Source organism: Rhizobacter sp. P5_C2, assembly GCF_054049715.1.
In genome coordinates this window covers 21,461-47,292 of sequence record NZ_JBFULV010000026.1, presented here as the reverse complement: position 1 = coordinate 47,292, position 25,832 = coordinate 21,461, and the positions used below count along the sequence as shown (strand labels likewise).

Genomic DNA, 25,832 nt, shown 5'->3' with positions numbered 1-25,832 from the left:
GCGAGGGCATCACGGTAGGGCTTGTGCAGGGGCAGGGATGGCGCCCATCACGTCGTCAAACACAGGAGGATGAACGCTCCGAATGCAATCATGTTGAGGTACCAGAAGCCGTTGATGATCTGCAGTCCATGGATCGACCGCTTGCCACGGAAGACCTTGAATGACAGCGCCACCAGCAGGGGTGGTGCCACCAAGATGACGAGGAAGATTGCCAATCTTGGCTGCGCGCACCGAGAGGCGCTGCCTTGAGAGTAGACGTAGGCCGCCAGCAAGCCAATGACGACTCCGTGCAACGAGCCGGCGATGCGCCTGGCCACCGAGGCAGACTTCGGCGCTGCAAAAAGGTAGATACCGCTGATGACGCTGGGGACTGCCGCGATGGCAAGCAACAGAAGAAGAAATTGGGGATGGATCGGCATCAGTGGGTCCCGGAACAGGGCAGTTCGAACGCAAGCTTCAGCAGTCAGTCGATTCTGCACTGCGCGAAGGTCGAGTCTCCTGCGTCGACGATCTCGAAGCGGTGAAGGCGTTCTTCATCGAGTTGGGCCCTTGCCGAGCAACTCGGCTGAGGGGAGCGGGAGCACTCTCGGACCGGTTCGGCGCGGGCCCGCTCGCGGATGGGTGCCTCAGGCCGGGTTCATCGCAGCGAAGGTGGCCTCGTAGCGACCATCGCGCTCAGACCAACGACGGGCGAAATCGCGCTCGAGCAGGACCTCGCCTCGCGGCGTATCGCCGGCGTCCAGAAGGCGGAGCACCTCGGCCACGTAGTCGGCCAGTGGCATGGCGCGCGGATCGTGGGCCTGTTGTGCGCGTCAGGCGGATCACGCCAAGGATGTTGGTCTCCATCAAGGCCCGTCGACGTGCTCCTGCGCCTGCAGCGCCGCACGCAAGGCCAGCGCGCCCTTGCCGATGAAGAAGAGCACCAGCACGTGGAAGCCGACCGGCATCCAGTCGGCTGCGAACAGGTACAGCAGCGCATCGAGTGCGTACACCACACCGCCCACATAGAAGGCCCGCATGCTGCCGCGCTGTGCCATCAGGCCCATCGCGAAGAAGAAGGCCAGCACCAGCGCGTCGAGCACCAGGCCGGCGACCATCAGCCCGGAAAACAACGCGTCGATGAAACTGGTGATGCCCAGGCCGACGACGAAGTTGGTGTCGCTGCCCGAGTGCTGCATGCCGACGTTCACCGCCGACAGGCCGGCGATCCACCAGAACCAGCGCGCACCGGACTGGACGAGCGGCATCGATTCGGCGAGCGCACGCGGCGTCAGCGGAACGGCCGGGGCAGGTGCTGGGGCAACAACGGGTGCGTGGTCGGTGGCAACGGCAGGCGTGCCGGCGGGTTCGGTCATGGGGTCCTCCTCGTGGGCGGCCTCGTCGGGCCGCAATCCGCGACGATAACAAAGCTGCACATATCGCAGCCGGATGCGCTACGTCGCCGCAGGGGACCCGAACCAGGTGGTCAATGCATCGACGAGCCCGAACCGAGCGGTGTTTCCGACCCAAGCCACGTGGCCGTCGGGCCGAATCAACACCGCTGTGGGCGCAGTGACCACCCCGAGTGCCGGAAGCTCCCACGTGCCAACGCACTTCGCGTCGACGAGCTGAACCCGATCTGCCCACGCAGCGATGTCAAGGCTACCGGGCTCACCGAGGTTGAGCAGGACGGGTCGGGCATCACGCAACAGGGTGAAGACCCGCAGCGGGCCGGTCGCGGCGACCAGGTCGAGATCGGGCATGCGGCGTCCGAGCAGCGGGTGGCCCTTGCCGAGGTCGTAGTGAATGTCCAGGCCCGACATCTCCGCAGCGATTCGTTTGCGCGGCTCCTCCATCTTGAGGAGGTCGCCCACGATGCCGCGGACGGCCAGTGTGCGGTCGTCTTCGCGGTGCAGTGCAACCTGCGCCATCGTGGTCTTGAGCACGCGCGCACCGACCGGGTGACGCTCGGCGTGATACGTGTCGAGCAAGCTGTCCGGTGACGTGCCCTTGATCACCTGCGCCAGCTTCCACCCGAGGTTCACCGCATCCTGCACGCCAGTGTTGAGCCCCAGCCCGCCGATCGGCGAGTGAACATGGGCGGCGTCGCCGGCGAGCAACACGCGTCCACGGCGATACTGCGCGGCCTGTCGCGTCATGTCGGTGAACCTGGAGATCCAGGTTGGGCTGTGGACGCCATAGTCGGTGCCGCACGCGGCGATGAGCAGTTCCTTGAGATCGCGCAGCGTCGGCTCGGTGCTTGCATGCGTGTTCGGTTCGGTCACCATGACGCCGATCGGGCCCACTTCCTTGTAAGTGATTTCGCTGCCCTTGATCTCGTACTCCGACCGCCCGAAGGCGTACGTCCCGGCAGGCGACCGATGCACCCCGTACGGAGGATTTTCCGTCATCTCTACTTCCGCGAGGATGTTGCTCGTGGTCGGATCCCAACCCGGGAAGTCAATGCCCGCCGTCTTGCGTACGAGGCTGCGTCCACCATCGCACCCGACGAGATATTGCGACCTCAGTGACCGACCGTCGGCGAGTGCGACGTCGACACCGGTGTCGTGCTGCACGAATCCCGTGATGTCGCGGCCGTAGAGAATGGGCACCTTGAGCTCGGTGACCCAAGTGGCCAGGATGCGCTCGATGTGCTTCTGCCGCAGCGCAAGTCCGTAGTTGTGGCGGGTCGGGAAATCGCTGATGTCCAGACGGGTGACGGCGAAGCCGGTGACCTGCGCGATTTGTCCCGCCGAGAGGAATCGATCCGCGATGCCGCGCTGGTCGAGTACTTCAATGGTTCGCGAGGAGATTCCCAGGGCGCGCGCACCGGAGAGTTCTTGATCGGGCCGGCGCTCGACGACGGCGACGTCCACGCCTGCCAGCGCCAATTCACCTGCCAGCATCAGCCCCGTCGGACCTCCGCCGGCGATCACCACCGCGTGCTCGGTCATCGTTCGTGTGCTCCCAGATCGGGCATGGGCCGCTTCAGTCGAGAGTGTTGTCGTTGGACGCATCAGTGCGGCAGGGAGCGCAGGAAGTCCGCGATGCGCTGCCAGGTCAAGTCTGACGCGTGTTCGTCATGGTCTGGCAGGCTGGCGTCCGTGTAGAAGTGACCGGCGTTCGGATAGGTGAACACTCGGGCTTGCGCGCCTCTGCGACTCGCAGAATCCCGCCACGTTGCCACCGCGGCGGGCGGCGCGAATTCGACATCCAGGGCGCCCACGTGGACCTGCAGAGGAAGGCCGGGGCGAGCCGTGTCCGGAATGTCAGCCAGAGCATGAAGCATCAGCACGCCCGCCGTTTGCCCTCGCTCTGGCAGCAGCGTACCAACCACACCGACGCCCATGGACAGGCCAGCCAACACTGCGTCGGCCGGAAGAGGCTGCACCGAGCGGCGGGCGCGTTGCGTGATGACGTTCCAGCCGATCTCGCGCATCAGCGGGAAGCCCTCCTCAAGGCTCGTCGCGGTGCGCCCTTCGTAGAGGTCCGGTGTAACGACTTCATGACCATGACTGCGCAGTCGCTGCGCCGCCTGCAGCTCCACCGACCGCAGTCCGAGCATCGAGTGAAATAGCACGACAAAAGGCATGGCCAATGGTAGATCAGGGTAGACCGTAGCCGGCCAGGAGCGAACCATTGCGGCTGACGGCTCTCGGGATGGATGGCGCCACGCCATCGTGCACTTTGAGATGAGACACTCCGCTCGATGAGCCTGACGTTCTCGATCGACTCGCTGCACTCGGATGCCTTTGATCCGTTCGCAGCCTACCTCGCCGATCATGTCGCCGACAACGGCCGCGACGGGATGCCGCTGTTCCAGCCGCTGGCCCGAGCGGAGTCGCGTTTCGACGGCGAACGGGCGCGGACCTTTCGGGACGCACTCGACGTGCCCATGTCCGAGCCAGGATGGCGACGTGCTTGGGTTGCGCGCCGCCTGGCCGACGGCCGCATCATTGGCCACATTGATCTGCGCGCCCGGGCTGAAGCCCATACGACGCACCGCTGCATTCTGGGCATGGGCGTCGACCGTGCGCGGCGCGGCACGGGCGTCGGCGCCGCACTTCTGGCGCATGCACGCGATTGGGCGACGTCGCAGACGGCGCTCGACTGGATCGACCTGCAGGTTCTGTCGTCCAACGATCCGGCGATCCGCCTCTATCAGCGCTCGGGTTTCATCGATACAGGACATCTCGTCGACTTGTTTCGCATCGAGGGACGGTCGATGGGATTCCGATCGATGGCGCTGAGGCTTGTGCGCGACGGCCATTGAGCTGGGCCGTTCTCTGGAAGCGACGCGTCCGACGTCGGGTTTCGGTCGCTCAGAGAGCAGCCATTGGTGCCGCGACTCACGACCGCGTATCCACCGCGATCCAGTTGATCTCCCACGTCACGCCGCCATCGGCCGAGAACGCCTGCTCGAACCGGCAGCTGTCGGCGCTGGTCGACTCGATGACGAAGCGCACGAGCACGGGCCGGCCATTGAATTCCTCCGCGCTGTAGAACACGCCGCGCGCGGTGCCGCCGAATCCGCCTGTCATCGGGATGGCGAGCGTGCCGGATGCGGCGTTCGAGAAGTTGAGCGTCCACCGCTTGAGCGTCGTGTCGAAGAGCCGCAGCGACAGCCCCTGGATCCGCCCGGCGGATCCGGAGACGTCGAGTTCGGCGAGGTTCGCGCGACCGCCCAGCACCGGGCTCACGACGGTCGTGCCCGCGTACTCCGCCCAGGCCTCGGACCCGCTCAGCGGCTGCAGGCGGCGCCGCAGCAGCGTGTGCCAGCGGCCGTGTTCGAAGTCGAAATCATGCGGCGAGCCGACGGGTGTCGCAGCGATGGCCCGCACGATGTCGACCGGTGCAGTCGAGGGCGGCGCAGGCACGGCGCAGGCGCCGAGGAGCGCCAGCAGACCGGCGATGCCGTACGAGATCGAACGAATGGGCAGCTGGACCATGGTTGCGAGGCCTCCGGCGGTGAGGGTGACTACACTGGGGCGCACTCTAGCCAGCACCATGGACACCGCCAAGAAGGCACCTGGAGGTAACCGTCCGCGCGTTGCACGTGCCAACGCGATCCCTGGCTGCGCGCTGACGGCCGCGCTGGCCGCTATCGGCGGGCGCTGGAAGCTCTTCGTGGTGTACCGGCTGTCAGACGGCCCGCGGCACTTTGCCGCGCTGCGGCGCAGCCTGCCGGACGTGTCGGCCAAGGTGCTGGCGCAACAGCTGCGCGAGATGCAGGCCGATGGCCTCGTGAGCCGGGAGCGCAGCGGGCCGGTGCCGGCCGTCGTGCACTACGCACTCACGTCGCATGGGCGCTCGGTGCTGCCGGTGGCGGAGGCGATCCGCCATTGGGGCATGGCGCATCAGGCTGCGCATGCAGGGCAGGGCCCGGTGGATGGCGTGGTCGATGCGCGTGCGGTGTGCGATGTCGATGCAGGTCTGCCTCGAACGTCGAGTCTGTGATCGGACCTCGAAGGTCCAGTTCTCAAAAGATGCGTTCAGCGTTGGCGACCTGATGAAGACGGGCACTTCATCGTGGTGATCGAGGGGAGCTGCCGGGTGCCACCAGCGTGCTGCTGCAGCGCCATGGCCAGGTGATGGTGGAGTTGTACGCCCGTGGTGCGGACGCGCAGACGCTGCACGACACGCGTTCCGCAGGCAAGTCCATCACCGGACTTCTGGTGGCCGCGGCCGTGCAGGACGGGTTGCTGCGGCGCGATTCGCCTGTGTTCGCCGCGCTCGCGGACGCGCAGCCGCTCGCGAACGATGCCCCCGCCAAGCAGGGCATCGTGGTCGAGGATCTGCTCACCATGTCCTCCGCGCTCGACTGCGACGACAACCAGGCCGGCAGCCCCGGCAACGAAGAAAACATGTACCCGCAGCAGCGCCGGGTTGCTCCAGTGTCGACATGTGCCCGCATCGATCACAGCAAGCTCGACGCTCCCTGTCAGCAGATCCGCCATCTCTTCACTGAGCGCCGGCGGTGTGATCTGGTCTTCACGGCCGCAGAGAACCAATGCGGGGCATCGCAGCGTCGTCAGCACATCGCGGCCATCAGATCGATTCATTGCCGCCGTCTGCTGTCGAACGAAGCCGTCACTCCCAACGGTTCGCGCCATGTCGGCGAGCAAGTCGGTCAGTCGTCTGTCGCTGGCGTGCGATTCATGCAAGAGCCTGGGCGCGAAGGTGCTGGCGATCTGCGACGCCAAACATGCCGGGCGGCATGGCCTGAATTGCAGCAGCCGCTGAGGCTTCGATCGTGTCCGCCATGTGCGTTGCAGCCACGACGAAGTTTCGCCCTGCAGGCATCGACCTTCGAATCGGCTCCCACACCCGCCCGTCATTCATCAGGCCAGGCAGGAGCAGCAGAGGTATCGGCGTTGTCATTTCTCGGTCCTTTCGATGGATAGACTGCGTCCCTGCAGCCGGTCTACCGTGCGGGTGGAAGGGATCGGCCTGCTTCAGGCCATGGAGAAGTTTGTCGACGCGAAGATCAGTTGGCTGCGCGGCGGCGCGGTCGGGCCGCCTCCCGAGCGCTCGAGGACTGGCCGCGCCCCCTCGTCAGCTTGTTCACCGGGCCCAGGCGATGCAGACTAGCGCGTGACCATGGACGGGATCGAGCATCGTCGCTTCTTGGATACCAGTGCCCCGCGCCGACTGAACGACGCGGGCGTCTTCGCGCGCATCGGAGGTCAGTCCACGGTCGACCGGATGGTCGACGCCCTCTACGACCGGTTCGAGGAAGATCCGGTGCTGAGACCCCTCTTCGGATCGGATCTCGCGGTCGAGCGGGCGAATCAGAAGCGCTTCTTCGCAGAATGGATGGGCGCAGAGGATCGATACAGCCAGGCCGCCTATGGCGGCCTGAAACATCGCCACGATCGCCTGCCAATCACGAGGGAGTTGGCCGGCCGGTGGTTGGGCCATCTGCGGCGCGCGCTCGACGCATCGGTGCCCGCGGAACAAGACCGGTCGATGATTTTCTGCAATGCCCAGGCGATGGCCTTCGCCCTGGTGAACGAGGACAACGCCGCTGGGCGCAAGACGAAGAAAGAGCGTTCGAGGGCGTACCAGACCGATCGTGCATCGGAGCTTGCCCACAAGGGCAACCTCCCCAGCTTGCGCGCGCTGCTGAAGGAAAGCCCGGAGACGTTCCATCAACCGATCAAAGCGGCCATCATCATGCAAGCGGCCGCAATGGCGGGCCGGGACGACGTCGTCGAGTTCTTGCTCGAGGAGGGAATCGATCGGGACAAGCCGCATTACCTGCCGATCAACCTTGCCGGATGGGCCTTAGAGCGCGTGCTGTTCGTCACGCCGTTGGGCGCCGCCCGACTCAAGCGGCGCCCCAAGGTGGAGGCCGTTCTCTTGGAGCAAGGCGCAAAAGAAGATCCGTTCACCGCCGCCTTCCTCGGCGACGTCCCGCGTTTGAGGCAAATGCTGACTTCGCACTCCGACTGGGCCCAGATCGGTGATCCGGCCACGGACGTCGTGGAGATCACTCCCCTGCATCACGCGGTCGCCGGAGGTCACCTCGCCGCCGTGCACACCATCCTTTCGCATGTGCGGGGGCCCATTCGAGGCTCGTTGCGAGCCCTTCGCGGGGCTGCCGCGCTCGGCAGCGCGGAATTGGTGACGCTGCTTTTGGAGCGCGGCGCGCGAGCCGAGGGCTTGGGGCATGGCAGGTGGGTCCTCGACGAGCGCATCGCTCCGCTGCTCGCACGGGCCGGCGCTTCGGTGCGGGAGCCGTTGAACCACTGGGTCCGCGCCAGTTGCACGGGCAACCAGGGGCGCAAAGACGATGCCGCATTCGTGCGCGACCTTTTGAAGTACGGGGCAAGCGTCGACGATCGATATGCCGGCGCCACGCCGCTCCACTACGCTGCCAAAGCCGGATTCCTCGGCACGATGAAAGTCCTCCTGGAGCACGGCGCCGATCCGGAAGCGCCCGACGACGGCGGACTGACACCCATCGAATGGGTCGACCGCGCCGCCAAGACGATTGATCGTGAACCCGTCCGGCGCCTCCTCCGGAGCGAAGCACGCACTTTCCCGCAGTGACGATGCGCTCGTGTGCGCTGGCGCTCTCGGCGGTGGACGATGTCGTGTCGATAGCTGCCGACCAGCATGCTGCAAGACGCGACGCTCAAGCGAACGCCGGCATTCGCTCAAGCAGCTTGTCCAGCGTGATCGGATAGTCGCGCACGCGCACGCCGGTGGCGTTGTAGACCGCATTCGCGATCGCCGCGCCGACACCGCACAGGCCAAGTTCGCCCACGCCCTTGGCCTTCATCGGTGACGAGATCGGATCGGTCTCGTCGAGGAAGATCACGTCCTGGTGCGGAATGTCGGCATGCACCGGCACCTCGTAGCCGGCCAGGTCGTGGTTGACGAAGAAGCCGCGGCGCTTGTCCACCGCCAGCTCTTCCATCAACGCCGCGCCGACGCCCATCGTCATCGCGCCGATGACCTGGCTGCGGGCCGAGATCGGGTTCAGGATGCGCCCGGCGGCGCACACCGCCAGCATCCGCCGCACCCGGGGTTCGCCCGTCGCCGCGTCGACGGCCACCTCGACGAAGTGCGCCGCGAACGTCGACTGCTGAAACTTCTTGTCCAGGTCGCCGTACTCGATGGCATCTTCGGCCGCCAGACCCTGCGGCCCCGCCGCCTCGCCCAACGGCACGCTGCGCCCCGCTGCGCGCACGGTTCCGTCGACGAACACCGCATCGGCCGCCGGCACGCCGAGCTTCTTCGCCACCGCCTCGCGCAGCTTCACGCAGGCCGCATAGACACCGGCGGTCGAGTTGTTGCCACCCCACTGGCCGCCGGAGCCTGCCGACACCGGATGCAGCGAATCCCCGAGGCGCACCTGCACGCTGCCGAGCGGCACGCCCATCATCTCTGCCGCCGTCTGCGCGATGATGGTGTACGAGCCGGTGCCGATGTCGGTCATGTCGGTCTCCACCGTCACGATGCCGCGGTTGTCGATGCGCACGCGGGCACCGGATTTCGTCAGCAGGTTGTTGCGGAAGCCGGCGGCCATGCCCATGCCGATCAGCCAGCGGCCCTCGCGCCGTTGTGCGGGCTGCGCGCTGCGGCGCTCCCAGCCGAAGCGCTCGGCACCTAGGCGCAGGCACTGCACCAGATTCCGCTGCGAATACGGGCGGCCGGGCTTCTCGGGGTCCACCTGCGTGTCGTTGACGACGCGGAAAGCGACAGGGTCCATACCGAGCTTCTCGGCCATCTCGTCGATCGCGATCTCCAAGGCCATCAGACCCGGTGCCTCGCCCGGTGCACGCATCGCGTTGCCTTCCGGCAGATCGAGCACCGCCAGGCGCGTGGTGGTCAGGCGGTTGGCGCCGGCATACAGCAAGCGCGTCTGGTTGACGGCCGTTTCCGCCTGACCGCCGGGGAGGTCGCCCGACCAGCCCTCGTGCGCGATCGCGGTGATCCTGCCGTCGGGCAACGCGCCGATGCGGATGCGCTGGATGGTGGCGGGCCGGTGCGTGGTGTTGTTCATCATCAGCGGCCGCTGCAGCGCCACCTTCACCGGCCGGCGCACCGCACGCGCGCCGAGCGCGGCCAGCACCGCGTCGGCCCGCACGAAGAGCTTGCCGCCGAAGCCGCCACCGATGAAGGGCGACACGAGGCGCACGTTGTCCTTCGGGACGCCGAGCGTCTTCGCGAGATCGCCGACGCTCCAGGCAATCATCTGGTTCGCGGTCCACACGGTGAGCTTGTCGCCGCGCCACATGGCGGTGGACGCATGCGGTTCCATCATCGCGTGCGACTGGTCGGGCGTGGTGTAGGTGGCGTCGAGCTGCGCCGGCGCAGCGGCATAGGCACCGGCGAAATCGCCGACCTTGGACTGCGCAGGCCCACCGAACGAGGTCGGTTTCGGCATCGGCGCCCCGGCCTTCTCTGCCGACAGGTCGTACTTGCCGGGCCCGTGCGTGTAGCCGATGCGCACCAGCTGCGCGGCGGCACGCGCCTGCTCGAAGGTGGTGGCCACCACCAGCGCGACCGCCTGGTGGTAGTGGTCGATGGCCGGCCCGCCCAGCAGCTTGGCGGTGTTGAACGAGCCCTTGCCGAGCTTGCCGGCGTTGCGCGCGGTGACGATCGCCAGCACGCCGGGCGCCGCATGCGCGGCGCGCAGGTCCATCGACGCGATCCGCCCCTTGGCGATGCCGGCACCGACGACGTAGCCGTACACCGCGTCCGGTGCGGCGTCATGGCGTTCATAGGCATAGGGGGCGGTACCCGTCGTTTTCAGCGGGCCGTCGATGCGTGGCGTGGGCCGTCCGACGACCTTGAGCTGGTCGATCGGGTTGGTGGTAGCGGGGGTGTCGAACTTCATGAGGTGCTCCTTGCCTGCGCCAGCACTGCGGCGAGCGTGCGCTCTGCCAGCGGCACCTTGAACGCGTTGTCGTGCGTCGGCCTGGCGTCTGCCAGCAGCCTTGCGGTGGCGGCCTTCGCGCCCTGGGGCAGGGCCGCATCAGCCGCGGCGTCGCGCCAGGGCTTGTGGGCGACACCGCCGAGCGCGACGCGCCCGGAGCCATCGCGCTGGATCACCGCGGCCACCGAGACCAGCGCGAAGGCGTAGGACGCCCGGTCGCGCACCTTGCGGTACAGGTGCGTGCCGCCGAGGGGTGGCGGCAGCGTCACCGCGGTGATCAGCTCGTTGCGCTCCAGCGTGGTGTCGATGTGCGGCGTGTCGCCCGGCAGGCGGTGGAAGTCGGCGATCGGGATCACCCGCGTGCGCCCGTCGGGCCGCACGGTCTCGATGCCGGCGTCCAGCACCCGCATCGCCACCGCCATGTCGCTCGGGTGCGTGGCGATGCAGGCTTCGCTGCCGCCCACCACCGCAAGCGGCCGGCTGAAGCCGCCGATCGCGCTGCAACCGCTGCCCGGACGGCGCTTGTTGCAGGGCTGGTCGGTGTCGTAGAAGTATGGGCAGCGGGTGCGCTGCAGCAGGTTGCCGGCGGTGGTGGCGCGGTTGCGCAGCTGGCCCGATGCACCGGCGAGCAATGCGCGCGACAGCACGCCGTAGTCGCGGCGCACGCGTTCGTCGGCGGCCAGCGCGGTGTTGCGCACCAGTGCGCCGATGCGCAGGCCGCCATCGGTGGTCGGCTCGATCTTGTTGAGGCCGAGACCGTTCACGTCGACGAGGTGCACCGGTGCCTCGATCTGCAGTTTCATCAGGTCGAGCAGGTTGGTGCCGCCGGCGATGAACTTCGCGCCGGGGTGGCGTTCGATGGCCGTAGCCGCCTCGGCCGGCGCAGTGGGGCGCTCATAGGTGAAGGGGCTCATGTGCGCACCCCCGCGACCTCGGAGATCGCCTCGACGATGTTGGAATAGGCGCCGCATCGGCAAATGTTGCCGCTCATCCGTTCGCGCAATTCCTCGGCCGACAGCAGCGGCCGTTCGGACAGGCTGGCACTCACGTGGCTCGGCACGCCGCGGCGCAACTCATCGAGCGCGCCGACCGCCGAGCAGATCTGCCCGGGCGTGCAGTAGCCGCACTGGTAGCCGTCGTGCTGGATGAAGGCGGCCTGCAGCGGGTGCAACTGCGTGGGCGTGCCCAGCCCCTCGATCGTGGTCAGCTTGGCGCCCTGGTGCATCACCGCGAGCGTCAGACAGGAGTTGATGCGCTCGCCGTCGAGCAGCACGGTACAGGCGCCGCACTGGCCGTGGTCGCAGCCCTTCTTGGTGCCGGTCAGGTGCAGGTGCTCGCGCAGCGTGTCGAGCAGGCTGGTGCGGTTGTCCAGCGTCAGCGTGTGCGGCGTGCCGTTGACCTCGAGCGTGACGCTCGAGCTGGGCAGCGAGGCGCTCGCGTTCGCCTGGGGCGCGGGCGCCTCGGCGGCTGGCGCCCCATGGACCGGCGCGGTCACCGTGGCTGCCGACGCGGTGCCCACGATCAGCACGTCGCGACGTGAAATTGCCAATTCATCGGAACTGCCCATCGTGGCCTCCTGCTGCGCTGGGGTAATCCGGCATTGCGGGCAAGCGGGATGCCCGGTGGAGGCCTCGGGGTTATCGCGACGCCGGTGGCACCGGGCGCGCTTGCCCGAAGAAGTCGCCGAGCGCGCTGGCGAGTTCGTCCGGCGCTTCTTCTGCCATGTGGTGTCCGCAGTCGATGGGTGCGCCCCGAAGGTCTGTCGCCCACTTTGCCCAGATCGCGCGCGGATCGCCGTGGAGATCGGCCAGGTCATCGCGACTTGACCAGAGGCAACGCATCGGGCATTGCACCCGGTTGCCGGCCTCCCGATCGGCGATCTCGTTCCGGCGATCGATGCCCGGCCCGGCCCGGTAGTCCTCCAGCATGGCCCGCACGGTCGCTGGGTCCCGCGTGGCGGACAGGTAGTCGGCCCACGCGTCGTCGGAGCCCATTTGCACGCGCTTCCTGTCGTTGCTGCCATACCAGGCATCGGGGTTCGCCAGGATCGCCCGTTCCGGTTTGTCCGGCTGCAGAAAGAAGAACCAATGCCACCAGGCGGCGGCGAAACGGGCGTCGCAGCGGTCCAGGTGCTCGACGACGGGCAGGGCGTCGAGGATCGCGAGGCGCTGGACCTCATCAGGAAAGTCGAGTGCCAAGCGCAAGGCCACCAGCCCGCCACGGTCGTGACCGACGACGCCGTAGTGGTGATGCCCCAGCCGGTCCATCAACGCGGCACAGTCGGCGGCCATCGCGCGCTTGCTCGCCTGCGCGTGGTCCGGCAGCGGCTCGAGCTTCGTCGATTGTCCGTACCCTCGCAGGTCGGGGCACACGACCGTGAATCGGTCGCCGAGCGGCTTCGCCACCCGGTGCCAGGTCGCATGGGTGCGAGGGTGGCCGTGCAGCAGCAACAGCGCCGGGCCATGCCCGCCGTGTCGAACGCGCAGGGTGACGTCTCCGACGTTGATGAATTCCAGTCTGAAGTCTTCGAACATGCGCTGCTCCGAAGTTCGAGCTGAAGGCGTGGCCCAGGCGGATGCTCGCCTTACGGCCGGCTCAAGCGGTACGCAGCGAAGTGCTGCCATTCGCCACCCGCCTTCTCGGCGTCTATGGTGAGCGTCCATTCCTGGGAGGACGGCAAGAAGACGAACGTGTCGCGGAACGCACCGCCGGGATAGGGAATCCGGACCTCGATCTGATTCGAGGTGACGCTGCCCTCGCCATGCGGCACCGAGTACTCCGGCCCGAATGAATCGAGCCAGTGCGCGAAGATCTTGCCCGTCTTGTCGGCGCCGATGAAGACACGGGCTTCGTACCGGGGCGGCACCTGCACGTCCACCATGTGCAGCTCGACGAACTTGCCGGCCAGCACGCGTGTCGATTCGAGCTTGTACTGCACCTGCTTGCCGCGCACGTCGCCGACCATGCGCCAAGAGCCTTCAAGGCGGGTGAGCAACTGCTGAGCACTGGTGGCGGCGTCGGTCGGATCGGCGGCGTGCGCGGTGAAGGCAGAGAAGACAAGACAGAGCGCTACGGCAGGTGTGAAGGAACGGAGTCGGGTCATCGCTGTGAGGGTGATGGGGATGGAAGGCTGCGAGCGTAGCGCAGCATCGGCTCGCATCGCGAGCGTTCATGCGGCTGGCTCGGGGTTGTTCAGGTCCGATTTCCATTCATTGTCATGAGTGAGAGAGACCTGATTCGCAATTTCCACGCAGTGCTTCCTTATCTGAAGAAGGCACGTACGGAAGTAGGAAGCGCGCTGTGATTGACTGCGCGTGATTGTTTCAAGACTTGTAGTCAGGAACCTGCAGAACGCGGCAATCGAATTGCCTTTGATTCGCGCATTGAAGAACCGGTCCAGCGAGTCGGCGTGCGCCATGACGACATGGTCGAAGCCTCACAGTAGATATTTCTTCGGAAGAGGGTGCGTCCTGCAGTCGAACGGACCATCGCTCCCGCTGTCGCGCGAGCGTGAGCCCATCCAGTTGCGGCTGCGCACTGTCTTGGCGAGTCTGTCAGGCGCGTGCGGGACCTGAATCGGGAAATCCCTTCCTCATTTCAGATGAAAACCCGGATCAAGGGGCGATCCTCCTGCACCAGCGCACCTAGAACTTACCGGGTACGCTGGCGGACGCGACCGCCATGACGCCGGCATTCGTGGCGAAGCCGAAGCTTGTATTCAACTCGGATCTGGGAGAGTCGATGCCCTGTTGGGAAAATCCGGGGGCGGTCTCAATTCCGAAGTGCACGCGCTAGGCCGCTATCCGCGGCGCAAGCTCTGAGGCTTTGTAAGCGGCAAGCCGAGGCATGGACCTCCGTTCAACGATCACACAGAATGCGTCCATGATCGACCCTTTGGACCCATGTCAAGTCAGGCGCATAGAGGGTGTTCACCGGGGTTTCCTGTACCAGCACCTCTACGCAGTCGGTTGCCTTCTCGCCGCATCTCTCGATGAGGTGCGATCGGTTACCGTTGAGTTCGATGAGGACGTCGAACTTGAGCTTGTAAGCGGCAACCGCGTCTACGTTCAGGTCAAGACCCGTTCATCACCGCTGGTCATGAGCGATATCGAAGGAGCTCTCGATCGCTTCGAGGCGCTTCGACGTGAGCATCTGGAACAACGCAGAAGAGGCAATGCATCGTTCGCCGTTGTCGCCAACGTTGCGCCTGGACCAGAGTTGTCAGCCTTGATCAACAGACAAGGTCTACATGCTGACGTTTCGTTGATCTATCCGCTCTCCCAGAGACCTGCGCTGCAGTGGTTGCCGCCAGCCTGGCAGAACATCGCAGAAGCAGTGGCATGGTGTTCCGATCGCGCAATTAGTCTGCCGATGGCGGGGCTGGCTCCGCAGACCTTGGTCTGGAAATTGGCCGGGCGTGTTCAACTGGCGGCAGCGGGCCAGGCACCGGGCCATAGCTTCCAAATCAGCGATCTCCAGACGTTGTTCGAGCAGTTGGTGGTTCAACTGCAGCAGTTCCCGGAGCCACCAGACAGCTACCGCCCGCTGGAGAACGAGCCAGTGCTGAGCATGGAGACGCGCGTGCGCATCATCAGCGGGTTCTCGGGCGCTGGGAAGACGGCTTGGGCGTCACAGGCTGCTACGCAGCTTGGCAGCGAATGCGCGTATTACGACGTGGGGGACGTTCCAGGACCGGCGATCGCGGCAAACCTGGCGCGCGAACTGACTGCGCAGTGGACGGCAACAAATGCCGAGGGGATGCGTCGAGTCTTGTTGCCAGGAAACAGCGGATTGGATTCGCTCCGAGCGTTGGATCAATTTGTTGAAACGAATGGCATTCCAGCACTGGTTGTGCTCGACAACGCACATCGAGTGCCGGCGGCCGATATCCGTATGCTGCTAGACGCGACCCGTCATCTGCGATTCGCCCTGCTCGCACAGCCCTCTGCGGCCATCGCGGAAATCGAAGCCACAACAGGCATCCTTCAGGAAATGCTTCAAGGGTGGGGGCTTGATCAGATAGCGGCCGAAGTCAACGCACAGGGAGCCCGTGCGTCCACGGCAGATCTGGGCCGACTGCTGGTGCTCACTGGCGGTCTGCCGCTGTATGTCATGTCTGCGGCTCAGCTGAGTTGCCTCCAGTACGGCGGTGACATCGCTGCAATGTGCGGAGCGCTTGAGACCAATGCGAACGTTGTTGAAAGCGCGCAAGAGCTCATTCTGAGCCGCACCTTCGAATACCTCCCCGACGCCGTACGCGACTGTGTTGCAGTTCTTAGTCTCAGCGATATCCCGCTGGATCAGGCGGAGGCCATTCGCCTTGCTCGTGCCGCGATCGGATTAGATCCGCCGGCTTTTGTCCGGGCGTTGCGGCAGCTCAAGCCACTAGGCGTCGTTCGTTTTTACGGCACCCAGCGCCTGCAGATCCACGATGCCTTTCGTGTGCTGGGTCAGCGAAGGCTGGGCGAACTTACATCGGGGCAGAACACTGCTGCACGTCAGACGCTCAAAGACATCATCGTCGAATCCTTTGAAAGCCGGCAAGACACCTCACGGTTTCCACTCTACGTACGCACTCTCGTGGAACTCGGCGAGCTCAGGACTCTCGTCGAGATCGCCACTGAAGAGTTCTTTCATGAACTTGGGGTAGATGGCGGCATCTGGGCGGCACTTGATGCCGCCTCATCGAACGATCAGATGGACCCAGAGCAGCGGTTCTATGCACTCGATGGACTGGTTTTCTCCGAGATGAAGCACGGCAAGCTTGATGATGCGGAGCGCCATGTTGTGGCCATGGAAGGCCTGGCCGAGATTCACAAGCTAGGCCGTCATGAACGGGGCGTCGTGGCACTCAAGCGCATGCTCCTTGAAGCCGATCGGGGCGATGAGGCAGCGACCCGCTCTGCCATGAAACGTGCCCGTTCGTTAACGGCCAAGCGTCCCGATCATCAGCGAGTCTTGCAATACAACATCGCGTACGCGTTGTTTGTCTTGCGCCGGTTTCCTGAAGCAGAAGCGATAGCGCGACAGGTTAGTAAAGATTATTTCAACTTTCTCAAGTTGTCGCCGGAGACCATCTTCGGTCGGAGCAACGTCGCGATCTACGAGATGATGCGCAAGCCTCCAACCGTGCAGGACGACATGAAGCATCTGGCAGATGCATTAGACCTGCTGGCACGATCCATCAATGCGCAAGGGCGGGATTCGGGGTTATCCCGAGTCCATGCCATGAAGTTCTACAGCCTGTCTCATTCGCTTGACTCTCTGATAAAAGTAGGCCAAGACCTTGTCGACGAGTTCATTGGCCGGACCGACTACATAGGAGCTCGCGACATCGCCGAACAACATCTCATACCTGTGGTGACCGAGTACAAGATGGTAGACCGCCTACTGTCTGTGCGAAGTCAATACGCAGTGGTCCTGGGGTATTGCGGCGAATATGACGCTGCTGACGCTGAACTTGATCGGCTGGAACCCTACCGACCGGGCATGGCAGAGATCCAATGCGCGGAACTTGATGGGCAGCGCGATTTCGTGGCAGCGCTGCGTGAGCACGGCATTCGCCCGGGCCACATAAGCGCTCTCGCGGCGGAAGCGGTGCGTAGGTTCAATATGCAAGCGGGTGAAGCTTGCCATTGCGGCTCCGGGCTTCCTTACTCTCGCTGCCATGGCGCGTAGCGGTCGAGATAGAACGAGCGCGCCTTCACTCGCCGTCATCGTTCCCGTCTTCATCTCGGCTCAGAGCCTAGGGTTTTCACGATAGGCCACACGCACACCGACGAAGCCTCGCCGATGTGGATTGCCGCCATTGAGTCCTGGGCCGTCTGAACAAAGACTAGTCCCTTCCCGACCGCGCACCCGCCAGAGGTGCCGAGGCCGCATCCCGCTGATGGATACGCAACCTCATCGGGCCGACGACAACACACGCCAGGAGACACGACCATGACAAAGCCCGGACCCGGACTCGGCATCGCGCCGCTTTTCGCTCTCTCCCTGCTGCTCGCCGCCTGCGGTGGTGGTGATGACGGCGGCGGAGGAGGGGGCGGCACGCCACCTCCGACGACCTCCACGCCACTCACCTGCGCGCAACTGGCGGGCACGGCCATTCCGGCGACGTCGATAGGCCTGCCCACCTCCGGCGCCACCGTCATCTCGGCCACCGTCGTCGCCCCCACCGGCACGGCCCCCAAGGTGACCCCCGAGCACTGCCTCGTCGTCGCCAGGATCTCCCCGGTCGACCCCACCGCGCCCGACATCCGCTTCAACCTCGCGCTCCCCACCGACTGGAACCACAAGGCCGTGATGTTCGGCGGCGGCGGCTTCGACGGCAGCATCCCCGCCGTCACCGGCAACGTGCCGGTCGGCCCCACCGACCAGCCCAACCCGCTCGGCCGCGGCTACGCCACCTTCGCCAGCGACTCCGGGCACCAGGCCAACGCCTTCGGTTCGCAGGACGGCTCCTTTGCGCTCAACGACGAAGCGGCAGACAACTTCGGCGGCGACGCGATCAAGAAAACCCGCGACGCCGCCACCTTCCTGATCAAGGCCCGCTATGCCGTCGATGCAATCCGCAAGGCCTACTTCGCCGGCGGCTCCACCGGTGGCCGCGAGGCCCTCGCCGCCATCACGCGATGGCCGGCCGACTGGGACGGCGCGATCTCGCTGTACCCCGCCTGGAACGACGCCGCCGCGCTGCTGCACGGCCAGCGCGTCAGCCGCGTGCTGTCCAAGCCCGGCGCTTACCCGAACACCGCCAAGCGATCGCTGATCTACGCCGCCGCGATGGAAGCCTGCGACGGCCTCGATGGCGCGGTCGACGGTCTCATCAGCAACCAGCAGCGCTGCAACGCGGTGTTCGACCCGGCCACCGCCAGCGTCGCCGGCAACCCGCTGCGCTGCCCCGATGGCGCCGACACCGGCGACACCTGCCTGTCCGATGCGCAGATCACCGCGCTGAAGGCGATGAACACCGACACGCAGTTCCACTTCGCGCTGGCCAGCGGCGAGACGCACTACCCCGGCTACAACGTCTGGGGCGCCGACCTCGGCATCACCACCAACCCGTCGCCGCTGCAGCCGACGATCACCTTCCTGGCGCTCGGCACCGCCGCGCCGGCCACGCCGATGCCGCGCAACTCGCCGTACATCGGCACCTTGCTCGACCAGTGGATCAAGTACTCGGTGACCCGCGACGCCGGCTACGACTCGCTGTCCTTCGACCCCGAAAACCCCGGCCCGTGGGCCAACCGCGTCAGCCAGCTGAGCACGCTGCTCGACACCCGCGTCGACCTCGACGCCTTCGCCGCCAAGGGCGGCAAGCTGCTGCTGGCGCACGGCCTGGCCGACGTGCTGGTCAGCACCCGCGCCACCGAGGAGTACTACCAGCGCCTGCAGGCCCGCATGGGGCCGAGTGACGTCGACACTTTCGTGCGTTACTACGAGATCCCCGGCCTCGGCCATGCGGTCAGCACCGCCTTCAACGCCGCGTGGGATTCGCTGACGACGCTGGAGCACTGGGCCGAGGACGGCACCGCGCCGAGCGCGCAGGTGGTGGCCGACACGACAGGCGTGCCCGGCCGCACGCGCCCGTTGTGCGACTACCCTGCATGGCCGCGCTACAACGGCACCGGAGACGTCAACATGGCCGCCTCGTTCACCTGCGCCAACCGCGAGAACGCCTCGCCGACGCAGCGCACCACCTCACTCGGCGACGTGATCGGCACCGACCACTCCGCCACCAGCGGCACCTACGCGTGGAAGGGCATCCCGTACGCCAAGGCCCCGGTGGGCGAACTGCGCTGGAAGGCGCCGGCCGCCCTCGAGCCGTGGACCTCGCCGAAGGCCACGCAGCAGTTCGGCAATGCCTGCGCGTCGTTCGGCCGCCTGTACGGCCCCGGATCGAACAACAAGTACGACGCGACCATCGGCACCACCGTCGGCCAGCCGGTCGGGTCGGAGGATTGCCTCTACCTCAACATCTGGCGCCCGACCTCGGCCGCCACCAACCTGCCGGTCATCGTGTTCGTGCACGGCGGCAGCAACGTCACCGGCTACACCGCCGACCCGGTGTATGACGGTGCAGCGCTCGCCCGCACCGCCAACGCAGTGGTCGTCACGGTGAACTACCGCCTCGGCCTGCTCGGCTTCATCAACCTGGGGCAGCTGAAGACCGGCGACGCGCTCGACGACTCCGGCAACTTCGCGCTCCTCGACATCCTGCAGGCGCTGAAGTTCATCAACGGCAACGTGGCGGCGTTCGGCGGCAACCCCGGCAACGTCACGCTGATGGGCCAGTCGGCGGGTGCCGTCAACGTCTATGCGCTGATGACCTCGCCGCTGGTCGCGCAGGCCAACCCGGCGTTGGTGCACCGCGTGATCCCGATCAGCGGCGGCATCTCGCGCGCCAGCGAGCTGCCGGCCGGCAGCGTCGCCACGCTGGCGTCGCCGTCCGACTTCCGCGGGCAGGCCGATTTCCTGGTCGCCAACCTGGTGCTCGCCGACGGTCTGGCGGGTGACCTGACTGCCGCCTATGGGTACGTTGCGTCGCGCACGCCCGAGCAAGTCGCGACCTACCTGCGCGGCAAGAGCGCCGAAGCCATCATCAACACGGTGACGAGCAAGCTCGCACCGATCGGCGCTTCAGGCTCCGGCCCCATCGCCGACGGCAACGTGCTGCCGGTCAGCCCGATCGCCGCGATCCATGCCGGCCAGTACCTGAAGGTGCCGGTGCTCGCGGGCAACACGCGCGACGAAGGCAAGCTGTTCCCGACGCTGCTGCCCTTGGCGGGAGGTACCGGCAGCGGCCGCTTGCTCGACGACCCGTCGGTCTTCGCGATGGCCTTCAACTACAAGCCGAACGGCCCGGCGACGACGACGATCGCGCAGTGGATCCCGCCGTCGTACCTGCCGATGGACGCACCGGTCACCGGCTTCACCGCGCGCTCCGACCTGCTGAACCGCCTGTTCTTCCTGAACAGCCGCGACAGCGTGCTCGGGGCGCTGCAATCGCAGCAGAACCCGATCTGGTACTACCGCTTCGACTGGGACGAGCTGCCTGCCCCGTTCAACGAGATCTACGGCGCGGCGCATGCCTTCGACCTGCCGTTCGCGTTCGGCAACTTCGGTCCGTCGCTGTATGCCAACTTCACGAACACCACGGCCAACGCGCCCGGCCGGCTGGCGCTGTCGGACGCGATGATGCGCAGCATCGGCGCGTTCGCCCGCAACGGCGACCCGAACAACACCGGGCTCGGGACGACGTGGCCGCAGTGGCCGGCCACGCTGGTGTTCGATGCGACGCCGACCGCGAAGCAGATCAGCGTGCAATGACGCGCCGGGGCGCCCTCACTCCGAGGGCGCGCTCAGGTGCCAGAGCCTCAGTGCGATGTGGATCTCCAGCGCGCGCGAGGCCTGGCCCCAGTGCCCGAGCAGCGTCTCGATGGTGGCCAGCCGCTGCCGCACCGTGTTGACGTGAATGCCCAGGCGCTGCGCGGTGGTCTTGGCGTTCTGGTTGTTGTCGAAGTAGCTCAGCAGCGTCGGTGCCAGCTCGGCGCTGCGCTTGCGGTCCAGCGAAATCAGCGGGCCGATGGTGGCCTGCAGGAAGCTGTCGAGGCTGGTCTGGTCGTGGGTCTCGAACAAGGTCGAGTACAGCGCCAGTTCGTTCTGGTTGACGATCTGCCCCTGCACGCCGATGCGCCGCAGCACCGGCAGCGCGCGGCCCAGCGTCGCGTACAGCGCCGGGATCTCGGCCGGCCCGCCGATCGGGCGCGACAGCACGCCGCGGTGGGCCGCATGAAGTTCGCTGCGCGCCCAGGCCGAAACCGCGAGCCGCGCTTCGAGTGCTCCGGTGGCGCCGCACAGGATGACGAGCGTGCCGTCCAGGTCGTCGACCAGCGCATCGGGCAAGGGCCGCATCGTGCGGAAGCGCCGCGCCGCGTAGCCCGCGCTCGGGCCGTCCATCTCCACCAGCATCAAGGCCAAGGGCCGTGACAGGTCCACGCCGTGCAGGTCGGCGCGGCTCACCAGCTCCTTCAGCTCACCCTGGCGCGGCCACACCAGCGAGCGCAGCAGGTCCGACGCATCGTGGCTCTTCGAGGCCTCCAGCCGCTGGCGCGACAGCAGCACGACGCCGATCACGCTCGCGCTGCGCTCGAAGGTGCGGATCGCGATCTCTTCCAGCTCGCCGTTGTGGAAGAGCAGCGCGGCGCCGAGGATGCCGTCGCCTCCGATCACCGCCATGACCCTGCAGGACTCACCGTCGAGCGCCCACGCCGGCACCGAGCGCCCCGTCTCGCGGCTCTGGCGCAGCGCGCGCGCCACCTCGGCGCTGCGTTCGCCGTGCGGCGTGTAGCCGTTCGCCCCTTGGTCGGCATGGCCGGGCGGCGTTGCCGCGCTCACCACCTGCGAGCCTTCGTCCAGCACCAGCACGCTGCCGTTCAGCAGCCGCGCGACCGATTCGCACAACGTCGCGAGCGACGCGCCGCGCGCCAGCAGCGAGGTCAGCTGCTCGTGTGCGTCGGTGGCCGCCTGGATGCTGCGCACATGCCGCTCCAGCTCGGCGCGCGCCTGGTCGGCATCGTGCAGCGCCGCGTTCGCGCGCTCGAAATCTCGCGCGTTCTTCAGCGCCACCGCGCCGTGCGTGGCCAGCGTGCACAGGATCGAGATGCTCTGCGCGTTGTGCAGCCGGTGGTAGCGGTCGGCGACGAACAACAGCCCCGTCACCTCGCCGTCCCACACCAGCGGAACGCCCACCAGCGCCGCGATGCCTTCGTCGCGGAACGCGGCGTCGAGCCCGCCGTCGTGCTCGAAGCGCGCGTCGTGCAGGTAGTCCGGCGTCACGAAGGGCAGGCGGGTCGACATCACGACGCTGGCCACGCCGCGGTCGTGCCGCGCCACCATGCCGGAGGTGGTCTGATGCATCGCGCCGTCGGCGGCCAGCACGCGGAACTCGCCGCGCCCGGCGTCGTAGACCGACAGCCACGCGATGTCCGAGCCCAGCAGGTTGCGGGCACGCAGCACCAGTGCGCCCAGCAGGCTCTCCAGGTCGAGCCGGCTCGACAGCGCCTGCGCCGAATCGATCACCGCCAGCATGCCGCGCTCGCGCTGCTGCTGCAGCTCCAGCCGGTTGCGGATCGCCATCGCCATGCGCACGGTCTCGGCCAGCGTCGACTTGCCGGCGATGTCGTCCGGCAGCGCCTCGACCTCGGCGAGGTGGCGGGCGAAGTCGCTGGCGGGGGCGCCCTGGTGGAGCAGGTGGATCAGCTCGGCGGGCGAGGGCGGGGCAGGGCTCCGCATGGTGTGTCTCCTGTACTTCTGGTGCGTCGCGCAGGCTACCAGAGGGGGCGCCGCCGCAGCCGGTCGCCCGCAGGCCGCAAGAGACACTGAATCCGGGCCGAAGGTGTGCGCACCGCACATTGGCCGCGCATCGGCGCGCACCGAGACTGGCGCCTCTTTGAACAGAGGACCTGCATGCCCATCCTGGATTCGCTTCGGCCCGCGCCCCACCTGCGCGTCCTCGTGACGGCCGGCGCCAACGGCATCGGTGCGGCGATCGCCCGGGCCTTCCACGAGACCGGGGCCCGCGTGCACGTCTGCGACATCGACCGCAGCGCGATCGATCGCCTGACCACCGAGCTGCCCGGCGTCACCGGCAGCATGGCCGATGCGTCGGTGGCCGCCGACGTCGACCTGGTGTTCGACGACGTGCAGGGCGCGTTCGGCGGCCTCGACGTGCTGGTCAACAACGCCGGCATCGCCGGGCCCACCGGCGCCATCGAGGACATCGACGGCCCCGGCTGGGAACGCACCATCGCCGTCAACCTGAACAGCCAGTACTACTTCGCCCGGCGCGCGGTGCCGATGCTGAAGCGCTCGTCGGCCGGACCCTGCCTGATCTCGATGGCCTCGGTCGCGGGCCGGCTCGGCTACCCGTACCGCACGCCGTATGCCGCGAGCAAGTGGGCCATCGTCGGGCTGACGAAGTCGCTCGCGGTCGAGCTCGGGCCGCACGACATCCGCGTCAACGCGATCCTGCCCGGCACCGTCGAAGGCGAGCGCATGAACGGCGTGATCGCGGCGCGTGCGGCCTCGGTCGGCATCGGTGTCGACGAGATGCGCCAGCAGTACCTCAACAAGATCTCGCTGCGCCGCATGGTGAGCGCCGACGACGTGGCGGCGCTGGCGCTGTTCCTGTGTTCGCCCGCGGCCCGGAACATGACGGGCCAGGCCATCAGCATCGACGGCAACGTCGAGTACCTCTAATAAATCATCGGAGACAAAAGATGAATGCTGTTCGAATCGCAACCCTTCCCTTGCTCGCGCTGCTGGCCACCGCCGCGCACGCCGCCCCGGTCAAGATCGCCGTGCTGGAGACGCTGTCCGGCCCGCAGGCCTCCACCGGCCTGGCCTACCGCGCGGCGGTGCGCTACGCGGTCGACAAGCTGAATGCGTCCGGCGGCTGGAACGGCCAGCCGGTGCAACTGCTGGAGTACGACAACCAGGGCGGCCCGGCCGGCGCCTCCGACAAGCTGAAGGCCGCTGCAGCCGACGGCGTGCAGATCGTCGTGCAGGGCGGCTCGTCGGCGATCGGCGGCCAGATCACCGAAGACGTGCGCAAGCACAACCTGCGCAACCCGGGCAAGGAGATCGTCTACATCAACGTCGGTGCCGAGGCGCTGGAGCTGACCGGCGAGAAGTGCAACTTCCACCACTTCCGCTTCGCCGGCAACGCGCAGGTGCGCACCAAGGCGCTGGTGCAGGCGATGAAGCAGGTGCAGGCGCTGGGCAGCAAGGTCTATTCGATCAACCAGAACTACTCCTGGGGCCAGGACATGGAGCGCGCCATCGTCGACAACGCCGGCGCGGGCGGCTACCAGGTGGTCGAGAAGACGCTGCACGACGTCAACAAGATCCAGGACTTCGCGCCCTACGTCGCGAAGATCAGCGCGTCGGGCGCCGACACGGTGATCACCGGCAACTGGTCGAACGACCTGCTGCTGATGATGAAGGCGTCGAAGGCGGCCGGGCTCAAGCTGCGCTTCGGCACGGTGTACCTCGACCAGGTCGGCAACATCGCCAACGCCGGCGAGCAGGCGATCGGCCACTTCGTCGTGCAGGCGTTCAACCCCGAGGCCGCCGGCGCGGAAGGCGAGCGCTTTGTCGCCGACTACAAGGCGAAGAGCGGACACCCGCCGGTCGCGACCGAGCCGCAGACGGTGTTCGGGCTGGAGATGGTGGCCGATGCGCTGAAGCGCACGAAACCGGTCGACGGGGCGCTCGACGTCAACGCGCTCGCGCGCAACCTCGAGACCGCGAAGCTGAAGACGCCGATGGGCGAGGCCAGCATGCGTGCCGCCGACCACCAGGTGCTGCTGCCGCTGGTGGTGTCGGTGGTCGCGAAGGACGCGAAGTACAAGGCCGACGACACCGCGCTCGGCTTCAAGCCGGTGAAGGTGTTCACGGCCGAGGAGGCCTCGGTGCCGGCGCAGGCGTCCTGCAAGATGCAGCGCCCGAGCTGAGCAGGATGGAGACCGTCGTCTTCTCGTTGCTCAACGGAACCGTCTACGGCCTGCTGCTGTTCATGGTGTCGGCCGGGCTGACGCTGGTGTTCGGGATGATGGGGGTGCTGAACTTCGCACACGCGTCGTTCTACATGCTCGGGGCCTACTTCGCGTACACGCTGCAGGGGCTGATGGGCTTCGGGCCGGCGGTGGTCGCGGCCACGCTGCTGTCGGGCGCGGTCGGCGTGGTGGTCGAGCGCTGGTTCCTGCGGCGCGTGCACCACCACGGCCACGCGCACGAGCTGCTGCTGACCTTCGGGCTGTCGTTCATCATCGCCGAGGCGATCAAGCTGTTCTTCGGCAACCACCCGGTCGACTACCGCGTGCCGGCGGCGCTGGACTTCGCGGCGTTCAGCCTCGGCCGCCAGCAGTACCCGGCCTACCGTGTGCTGATGGCTGCCGTGGCGCTCGCGATGTTCGCCGCGCTGTGGCTGCTGCTGACGCGCACGCGCATCGGCATCATCGTGCGCGCAGCCATCCACAAGCCGCGCATGGCGCAGGCGCTGGGCCACAACGTGCAACTGGTCTTCATGGGCGTGTTCGGCGTCGGTGCGGCACTGGCGGGGCTGGCCGGCGCGATCGCCGGCGCGTTCTACACGACCAACCCGAACATGGCGCTCGAGGTCGGCGTGATGGTGTTCGTCGTGGTCGTCGTCGGCGGGCTCGGCTCGCTCGGCGGGGCGATGGCGGCGTCGCTGCTGATCGGCATCGTCACCTCGCTGGCGGTGGGCGTGGACCACAGCCTGGCCGATGCGCTGGCCCTCGTCGGCGCAGGCGGCTGGGCCCAGGACGTCGGCGGCTTGCTGACGTTGAAGCTGTCGAGCCTGGCCGCGACGCTGCCGTTCGCGCTGATGCTGCTGATCCTGCTGGTTCGACCCGGCGGCCTGATGGGCGAGAAGGCCTGA

The 25,832-nt window shown here is 66.9% G+C and carries 21 protein-coding genes and 1 pseudogene; 10 read left to right on the top strand and 12 right to left on the bottom strand.

Annotated elements, in window-relative coordinates; all coding sequences use genetic code 11:
- Window positions 1-47: 47 nt before the first annotated feature.
- The 5 genes from ACXJLU_RS12125 to ACXJLU_RS12105 form a co-directional block, all read right to left on the bottom strand.
- Complete coding sequence (locus ACXJLU_RS12125; protein WP_457331158.1) at window positions 48-419, bottom strand: hypothetical protein; 372 nt, start codon at window positions 417-419, stop codon at window positions 48-50.
- Between the two features lie 207 nt (window positions 420-626).
- Window positions 627-782, bottom strand: coding sequence for a hypothetical protein (locus ACXJLU_RS12120; protein WP_457331156.1), 156 nt, complete (start codon window positions 780-782; stop codon window positions 627-629).
- Window positions 783-845: 63 nt separating this feature from the next.
- The gene (locus tag ACXJLU_RS12115; protein ID WP_457331154.1) at window positions 846-1,355 is read right to left on the bottom strand and encodes a hypothetical protein; all 510 of its coding nucleotides are present in this window, start codon (window positions 1,353-1,355) and stop codon (window positions 846-848) included.
- A gap of 78 nt (window positions 1,356-1,433) precedes the next feature.
- Window positions 1,434-2,933 (bottom strand): FAD-dependent monooxygenase, encoded by a 1,500-nt coding sequence (locus ACXJLU_RS12110; protein ID WP_457331152.1) that lies wholly within the window; start codon window positions 2,931-2,933, stop codon window positions 1,434-1,436.
- Between the two features lie 62 nt (window positions 2,934-2,995).
- Complete coding sequence (locus ACXJLU_RS12105; protein ID WP_457331150.1) at window positions 2,996-3,619, bottom strand: dienelactone hydrolase family protein; 624 nt, start codon at window positions 3,617-3,619, stop codon at window positions 2,996-2,998.
- Between the two features lie 69 nt (window positions 3,620-3,688).
- Here ACXJLU_RS12105 and ACXJLU_RS12100 point away from each other — a divergent pair, with 69 nt between their 5' ends.
- Window positions 3,689-4,252, top strand: coding sequence for a GNAT family N-acetyltransferase (locus ACXJLU_RS12100; protein ID WP_457331148.1), 564 nt, complete (start codon window positions 3,689-3,691; stop codon window positions 4,250-4,252).
- 76 nt (window positions 4,253-4,328) lie between these two features.
- Here the strand turns inward: ACXJLU_RS12100 and ACXJLU_RS12095 are convergent, their stop codons facing one another.
- The gene (locus ACXJLU_RS12095) at window positions 4,329-4,928 is read right to left on the bottom strand and encodes a hypothetical protein (protein ID WP_457331146.1); all 600 of its coding nucleotides are present in this window, start codon (window positions 4,926-4,928) and stop codon (window positions 4,329-4,331) included.
- 58 nt (window positions 4,929-4,986) lie between these two features.
- On the opposite strand from ACXJLU_RS12095, the gene ACXJLU_RS12090 reads away from it, so the two are divergent.
- The 3 genes from ACXJLU_RS12090 (at window position 4,987) to ACXJLU_RS12080 (ending at window position 8,034) form a co-directional block, all read left to right on the top strand.
- A complete protein-coding gene (locus ACXJLU_RS12090; protein WP_457331144.1) occupies window positions 4,987-5,436 on the top strand; it encodes a winged helix-turn-helix transcriptional regulator in 450 nt (149 codons plus the stop codon).
- Between the two features lie 89 nt (window positions 5,437-5,525).
- Window positions 5,526-6,383: a serine hydrolase gene (locus ACXJLU_RS12085; RefSeq protein ID WP_457331205.1), complete on the top strand. Its 858-nt coding sequence runs from the start codon at window positions 5,526-5,528 to the stop codon at window positions 6,381-6,383.
- Window positions 6,384-6,579: 196 nt separating this feature from the next.
- A complete protein-coding gene (locus ACXJLU_RS12080) occupies window positions 6,580-8,034 on the top strand; it encodes an ankyrin repeat domain-containing protein (RefSeq protein ID WP_457331142.1) in 1,455 nt (484 codons plus the stop codon).
- 85 nt (window positions 8,035-8,119) lie between these two features.
- Here the strand turns inward: ACXJLU_RS12080 and paoC are convergent, their stop codons facing one another.
- From paoC to ACXJLU_RS12055, 5 genes are all read right to left on the bottom strand, one after another.
- Complete coding sequence (gene paoC / locus ACXJLU_RS12075) at window positions 8,120-10,330, bottom strand: aldehyde oxidoreductase molybdenum-binding subunit PaoC (protein ID WP_457331140.1); 2,211 nt, start codon at window positions 10,328-10,330, stop codon at window positions 8,120-8,122.
- On the bottom strand, window positions 10,327-11,283 hold the full coding sequence (locus ACXJLU_RS12070; RefSeq protein WP_457331138.1) for an FAD binding domain-containing protein: 957 nt from the start codon (window positions 11,281-11,283) through the stop codon (window positions 10,327-10,329). The genes paoC and ACXJLU_RS12070 overlap by 4 nt, the downstream gene beginning before the upstream one ends.
- Window positions 11,280-11,936, bottom strand: a complete 657-nt coding sequence (gene paoA / locus ACXJLU_RS12065) for an aldehyde dehydrogenase iron-sulfur subunit PaoA (protein WP_457331136.1) — start codon at window positions 11,934-11,936, stop codon at window positions 11,280-11,282. The genes ACXJLU_RS12070 and paoA overlap by 4 nt, the downstream gene beginning before the upstream one ends.
- Before the next feature lie 70 nt (window positions 11,937-12,006).
- Window positions 12,007-12,903, bottom strand: a complete 897-nt coding sequence (locus ACXJLU_RS12060; protein ID WP_457331134.1) for an alpha/beta fold hydrolase — start codon at window positions 12,901-12,903, stop codon at window positions 12,007-12,009.
- A gap of 50 nt (window positions 12,904-12,953) precedes the next feature.
- Window positions 12,954-13,472: a hypothetical protein gene (locus ACXJLU_RS12055; protein WP_457331132.1), complete on the bottom strand. Its 519-nt coding sequence runs from the start codon at window positions 13,470-13,472 to the stop codon at window positions 12,954-12,956.
- 779 nt (window positions 13,473-14,251) lie between these two features.
- Between ACXJLU_RS12055 and ACXJLU_RS12050 the strand changes: the two genes are divergently transcribed.
- The 3 genes and pseudogenes from ACXJLU_RS12050 (at window position 14,252) to ACXJLU_RS12040 (ending at window position 20,698) form a co-directional block, all read left to right on the top strand.
- The gene (locus tag ACXJLU_RS12050) at window positions 14,252-17,047 is read left to right on the top strand and encodes an AAA family ATPase (protein WP_457331130.1); all 2,796 of its coding nucleotides are present in this window, start codon (window positions 14,252-14,254) and stop codon (window positions 17,045-17,047) included.
- Between the two features lie 264 nt (window positions 17,048-17,311).
- Window positions 17,312-19,036: pseudogene (locus tag ACXJLU_RS12045) on the top strand (tannase/feruloyl esterase family alpha/beta hydrolase); the annotation flags it as partial.
- On the top strand, window positions 19,010-20,698 hold the full coding sequence (locus ACXJLU_RS12040) for a carboxylesterase/lipase family protein (protein ID WP_457331203.1): 1,689 nt from the start codon (window positions 19,010-19,012) through the stop codon (window positions 20,696-20,698). The pseudogene ACXJLU_RS12045 and the gene ACXJLU_RS12040, both read left to right, overlap by 27 nt.
- Window positions 20,699-20,713: 15 nt before the next feature.
- Here ACXJLU_RS12040 and ACXJLU_RS12035 read toward each other — a convergent pair whose 3' ends face one another.
- Window positions 20,714-22,663 carry a helix-turn-helix domain-containing protein gene (locus ACXJLU_RS12035; RefSeq protein WP_457331128.1) on the bottom strand — a complete coding sequence of 650 codons (1,950 nt, stop codon included), beginning with the start codon at window positions 22,661-22,663 and terminating at the stop codon, window positions 20,714-20,716.
- A 174-nt stretch (window positions 22,664-22,837) separates the two neighbouring features.
- Between ACXJLU_RS12035 and ACXJLU_RS12030 the strand changes: the two genes are divergently transcribed.
- The 3 genes from ACXJLU_RS12030 to ACXJLU_RS12020 are packed head-to-tail and all read left to right on the top strand — an operon-like array spanning window position 22,838 to window position 25,832.
- A complete protein-coding gene (locus ACXJLU_RS12030) occupies window positions 22,838-23,629 on the top strand; it encodes an SDR family oxidoreductase (RefSeq protein ID WP_457331126.1) in 792 nt (263 codons plus the stop codon).
- Window positions 23,630-23,649: 20 nt separating this feature from the next.
- Entirely contained in the window at window positions 23,650-24,885 is a 1,236-nt protein-coding gene (locus ACXJLU_RS12025; protein WP_457331123.1) for a branched-chain amino acid ABC transporter substrate-binding protein, read from the top strand.
- A 5-nt stretch (window positions 24,886-24,890) separates the two neighbouring features.
- Window positions 24,891-25,832: a branched-chain amino acid ABC transporter permease gene (locus ACXJLU_RS12020; RefSeq protein ID WP_457331121.1), complete on the top strand. Its 942-nt coding sequence runs from the start codon at window positions 24,891-24,893 to the stop codon at window positions 25,830-25,832.

Excerpts from the sequence above, each read along its gene's own strand:
- ACXJLU_RS12095 (WP_457331146.1), bottom strand. The coding sequence starts at position 4,928 with ATGGTCCAGCTGCCCATTCGTTCGATCTCGTACGGCATCGCCGGTCTG.
- ACXJLU_RS12035 (WP_457331128.1), bottom strand. The coding sequence starts at position 22,663 with ATGCGGAGCCCTGCCCCGCCCTCGCCCGCCGAGCTGATCCACCTGCTC.
- ACXJLU_RS12090 (WP_457331144.1), top strand. The coding sequence starts at position 4,987 with ATGGACACCGCCAAGAAGGCACCTGGAGGTAACCGTCCGCGCGTTGCA.
- ACXJLU_RS12030 (WP_457331126.1), top strand. The coding sequence starts at position 22,838 with ATGCCCATCCTGGATTCGCTTCGGCCCGCGCCCCACCTGCGCGTCCTC.
- ACXJLU_RS12050 (WP_457331130.1), top strand. The coding sequence starts at position 14,252 with ATGATCGACCCTTTGGACCCATGTCAAGTCAGGCGCATAGAGGGTGTT.
- ACXJLU_RS12080 (WP_457331142.1), top strand. The coding sequence starts at position 6,580 with ATGGACGGGATCGAGCATCGTCGCTTCTTGGATACCAGTGCCCCGCGC.
- paoC (WP_457331140.1), bottom strand. The coding sequence starts at position 10,330 with ATGAAGTTCGACACCCCCGCTACCACCAACCCGATCGACCAGCTCAAG.
- ACXJLU_RS12110 (WP_457331152.1), bottom strand. The coding sequence starts at position 2,933 with ATGACCGAGCACGCGGTGGTGATCGCCGGCGGAGGTCCGACGGGGCTG.
- ACXJLU_RS12055 (WP_457331132.1), bottom strand. The coding sequence starts at position 13,472 with ATGACCCGACTCCGTTCCTTCACACCTGCCGTAGCGCTCTGTCTTGTC.
- paoA (WP_457331136.1), bottom strand. The coding sequence starts at position 11,936 with ATGGGCAGTTCCGATGAATTGGCAATTTCACGTCGCGACGTGCTGATC.
- ACXJLU_RS12125 (WP_457331158.1), bottom strand. The coding sequence starts at position 419 with ATGCCGATCCATCCCCAATTTCTTCTTCTGTTGCTTGCCATCGCGGCA.
- ACXJLU_RS12025 (WP_457331123.1), top strand. The coding sequence starts at position 23,650 with ATGAATGCTGTTCGAATCGCAACCCTTCCCTTGCTCGCGCTGCTGGCC.
- ACXJLU_RS12070 (WP_457331138.1), bottom strand. The coding sequence starts at position 11,283 with ATGAGCCCCTTCACCTATGAGCGCCCCACTGCGCCGGCCGAGGCGGCT.
- ACXJLU_RS12060 (WP_457331134.1), bottom strand. The coding sequence starts at position 12,903 with ATGTTCGAAGACTTCAGACTGGAATTCATCAACGTCGGAGACGTCACC.
- ACXJLU_RS12040 (WP_457331203.1), top strand. The coding sequence starts at position 19,010 with ATGGCCGCCTCGTTCACCTGCGCCAACCGCGAGAACGCCTCGCCGACG.
- ACXJLU_RS12115 (WP_457331154.1), bottom strand. The coding sequence starts at position 1,355 with ATGACCGAACCCGCCGGCACGCCTGCCGTTGCCACCGACCACGCACCC.
- ACXJLU_RS12020 (WP_457331121.1), top strand. The coding sequence starts at position 24,891 with ATGGAGACCGTCGTCTTCTCGTTGCTCAACGGAACCGTCTACGGCCTG.
- ACXJLU_RS12100 (WP_457331148.1), top strand. The coding sequence starts at position 3,689 with ATGAGCCTGACGTTCTCGATCGACTCGCTGCACTCGGATGCCTTTGAT.
- ACXJLU_RS12120 (WP_457331156.1), bottom strand. The coding sequence starts at position 782 with ATGCCACTGGCCGACTACGTGGCCGAGGTGCTCCGCCTTCTGGACGCC.
- ACXJLU_RS12105 (WP_457331150.1), bottom strand. The coding sequence starts at position 3,619 with ATGGTTCGCTCCTGGCCGGCTACGGTCTACCCTGATCTACCATTGGCC.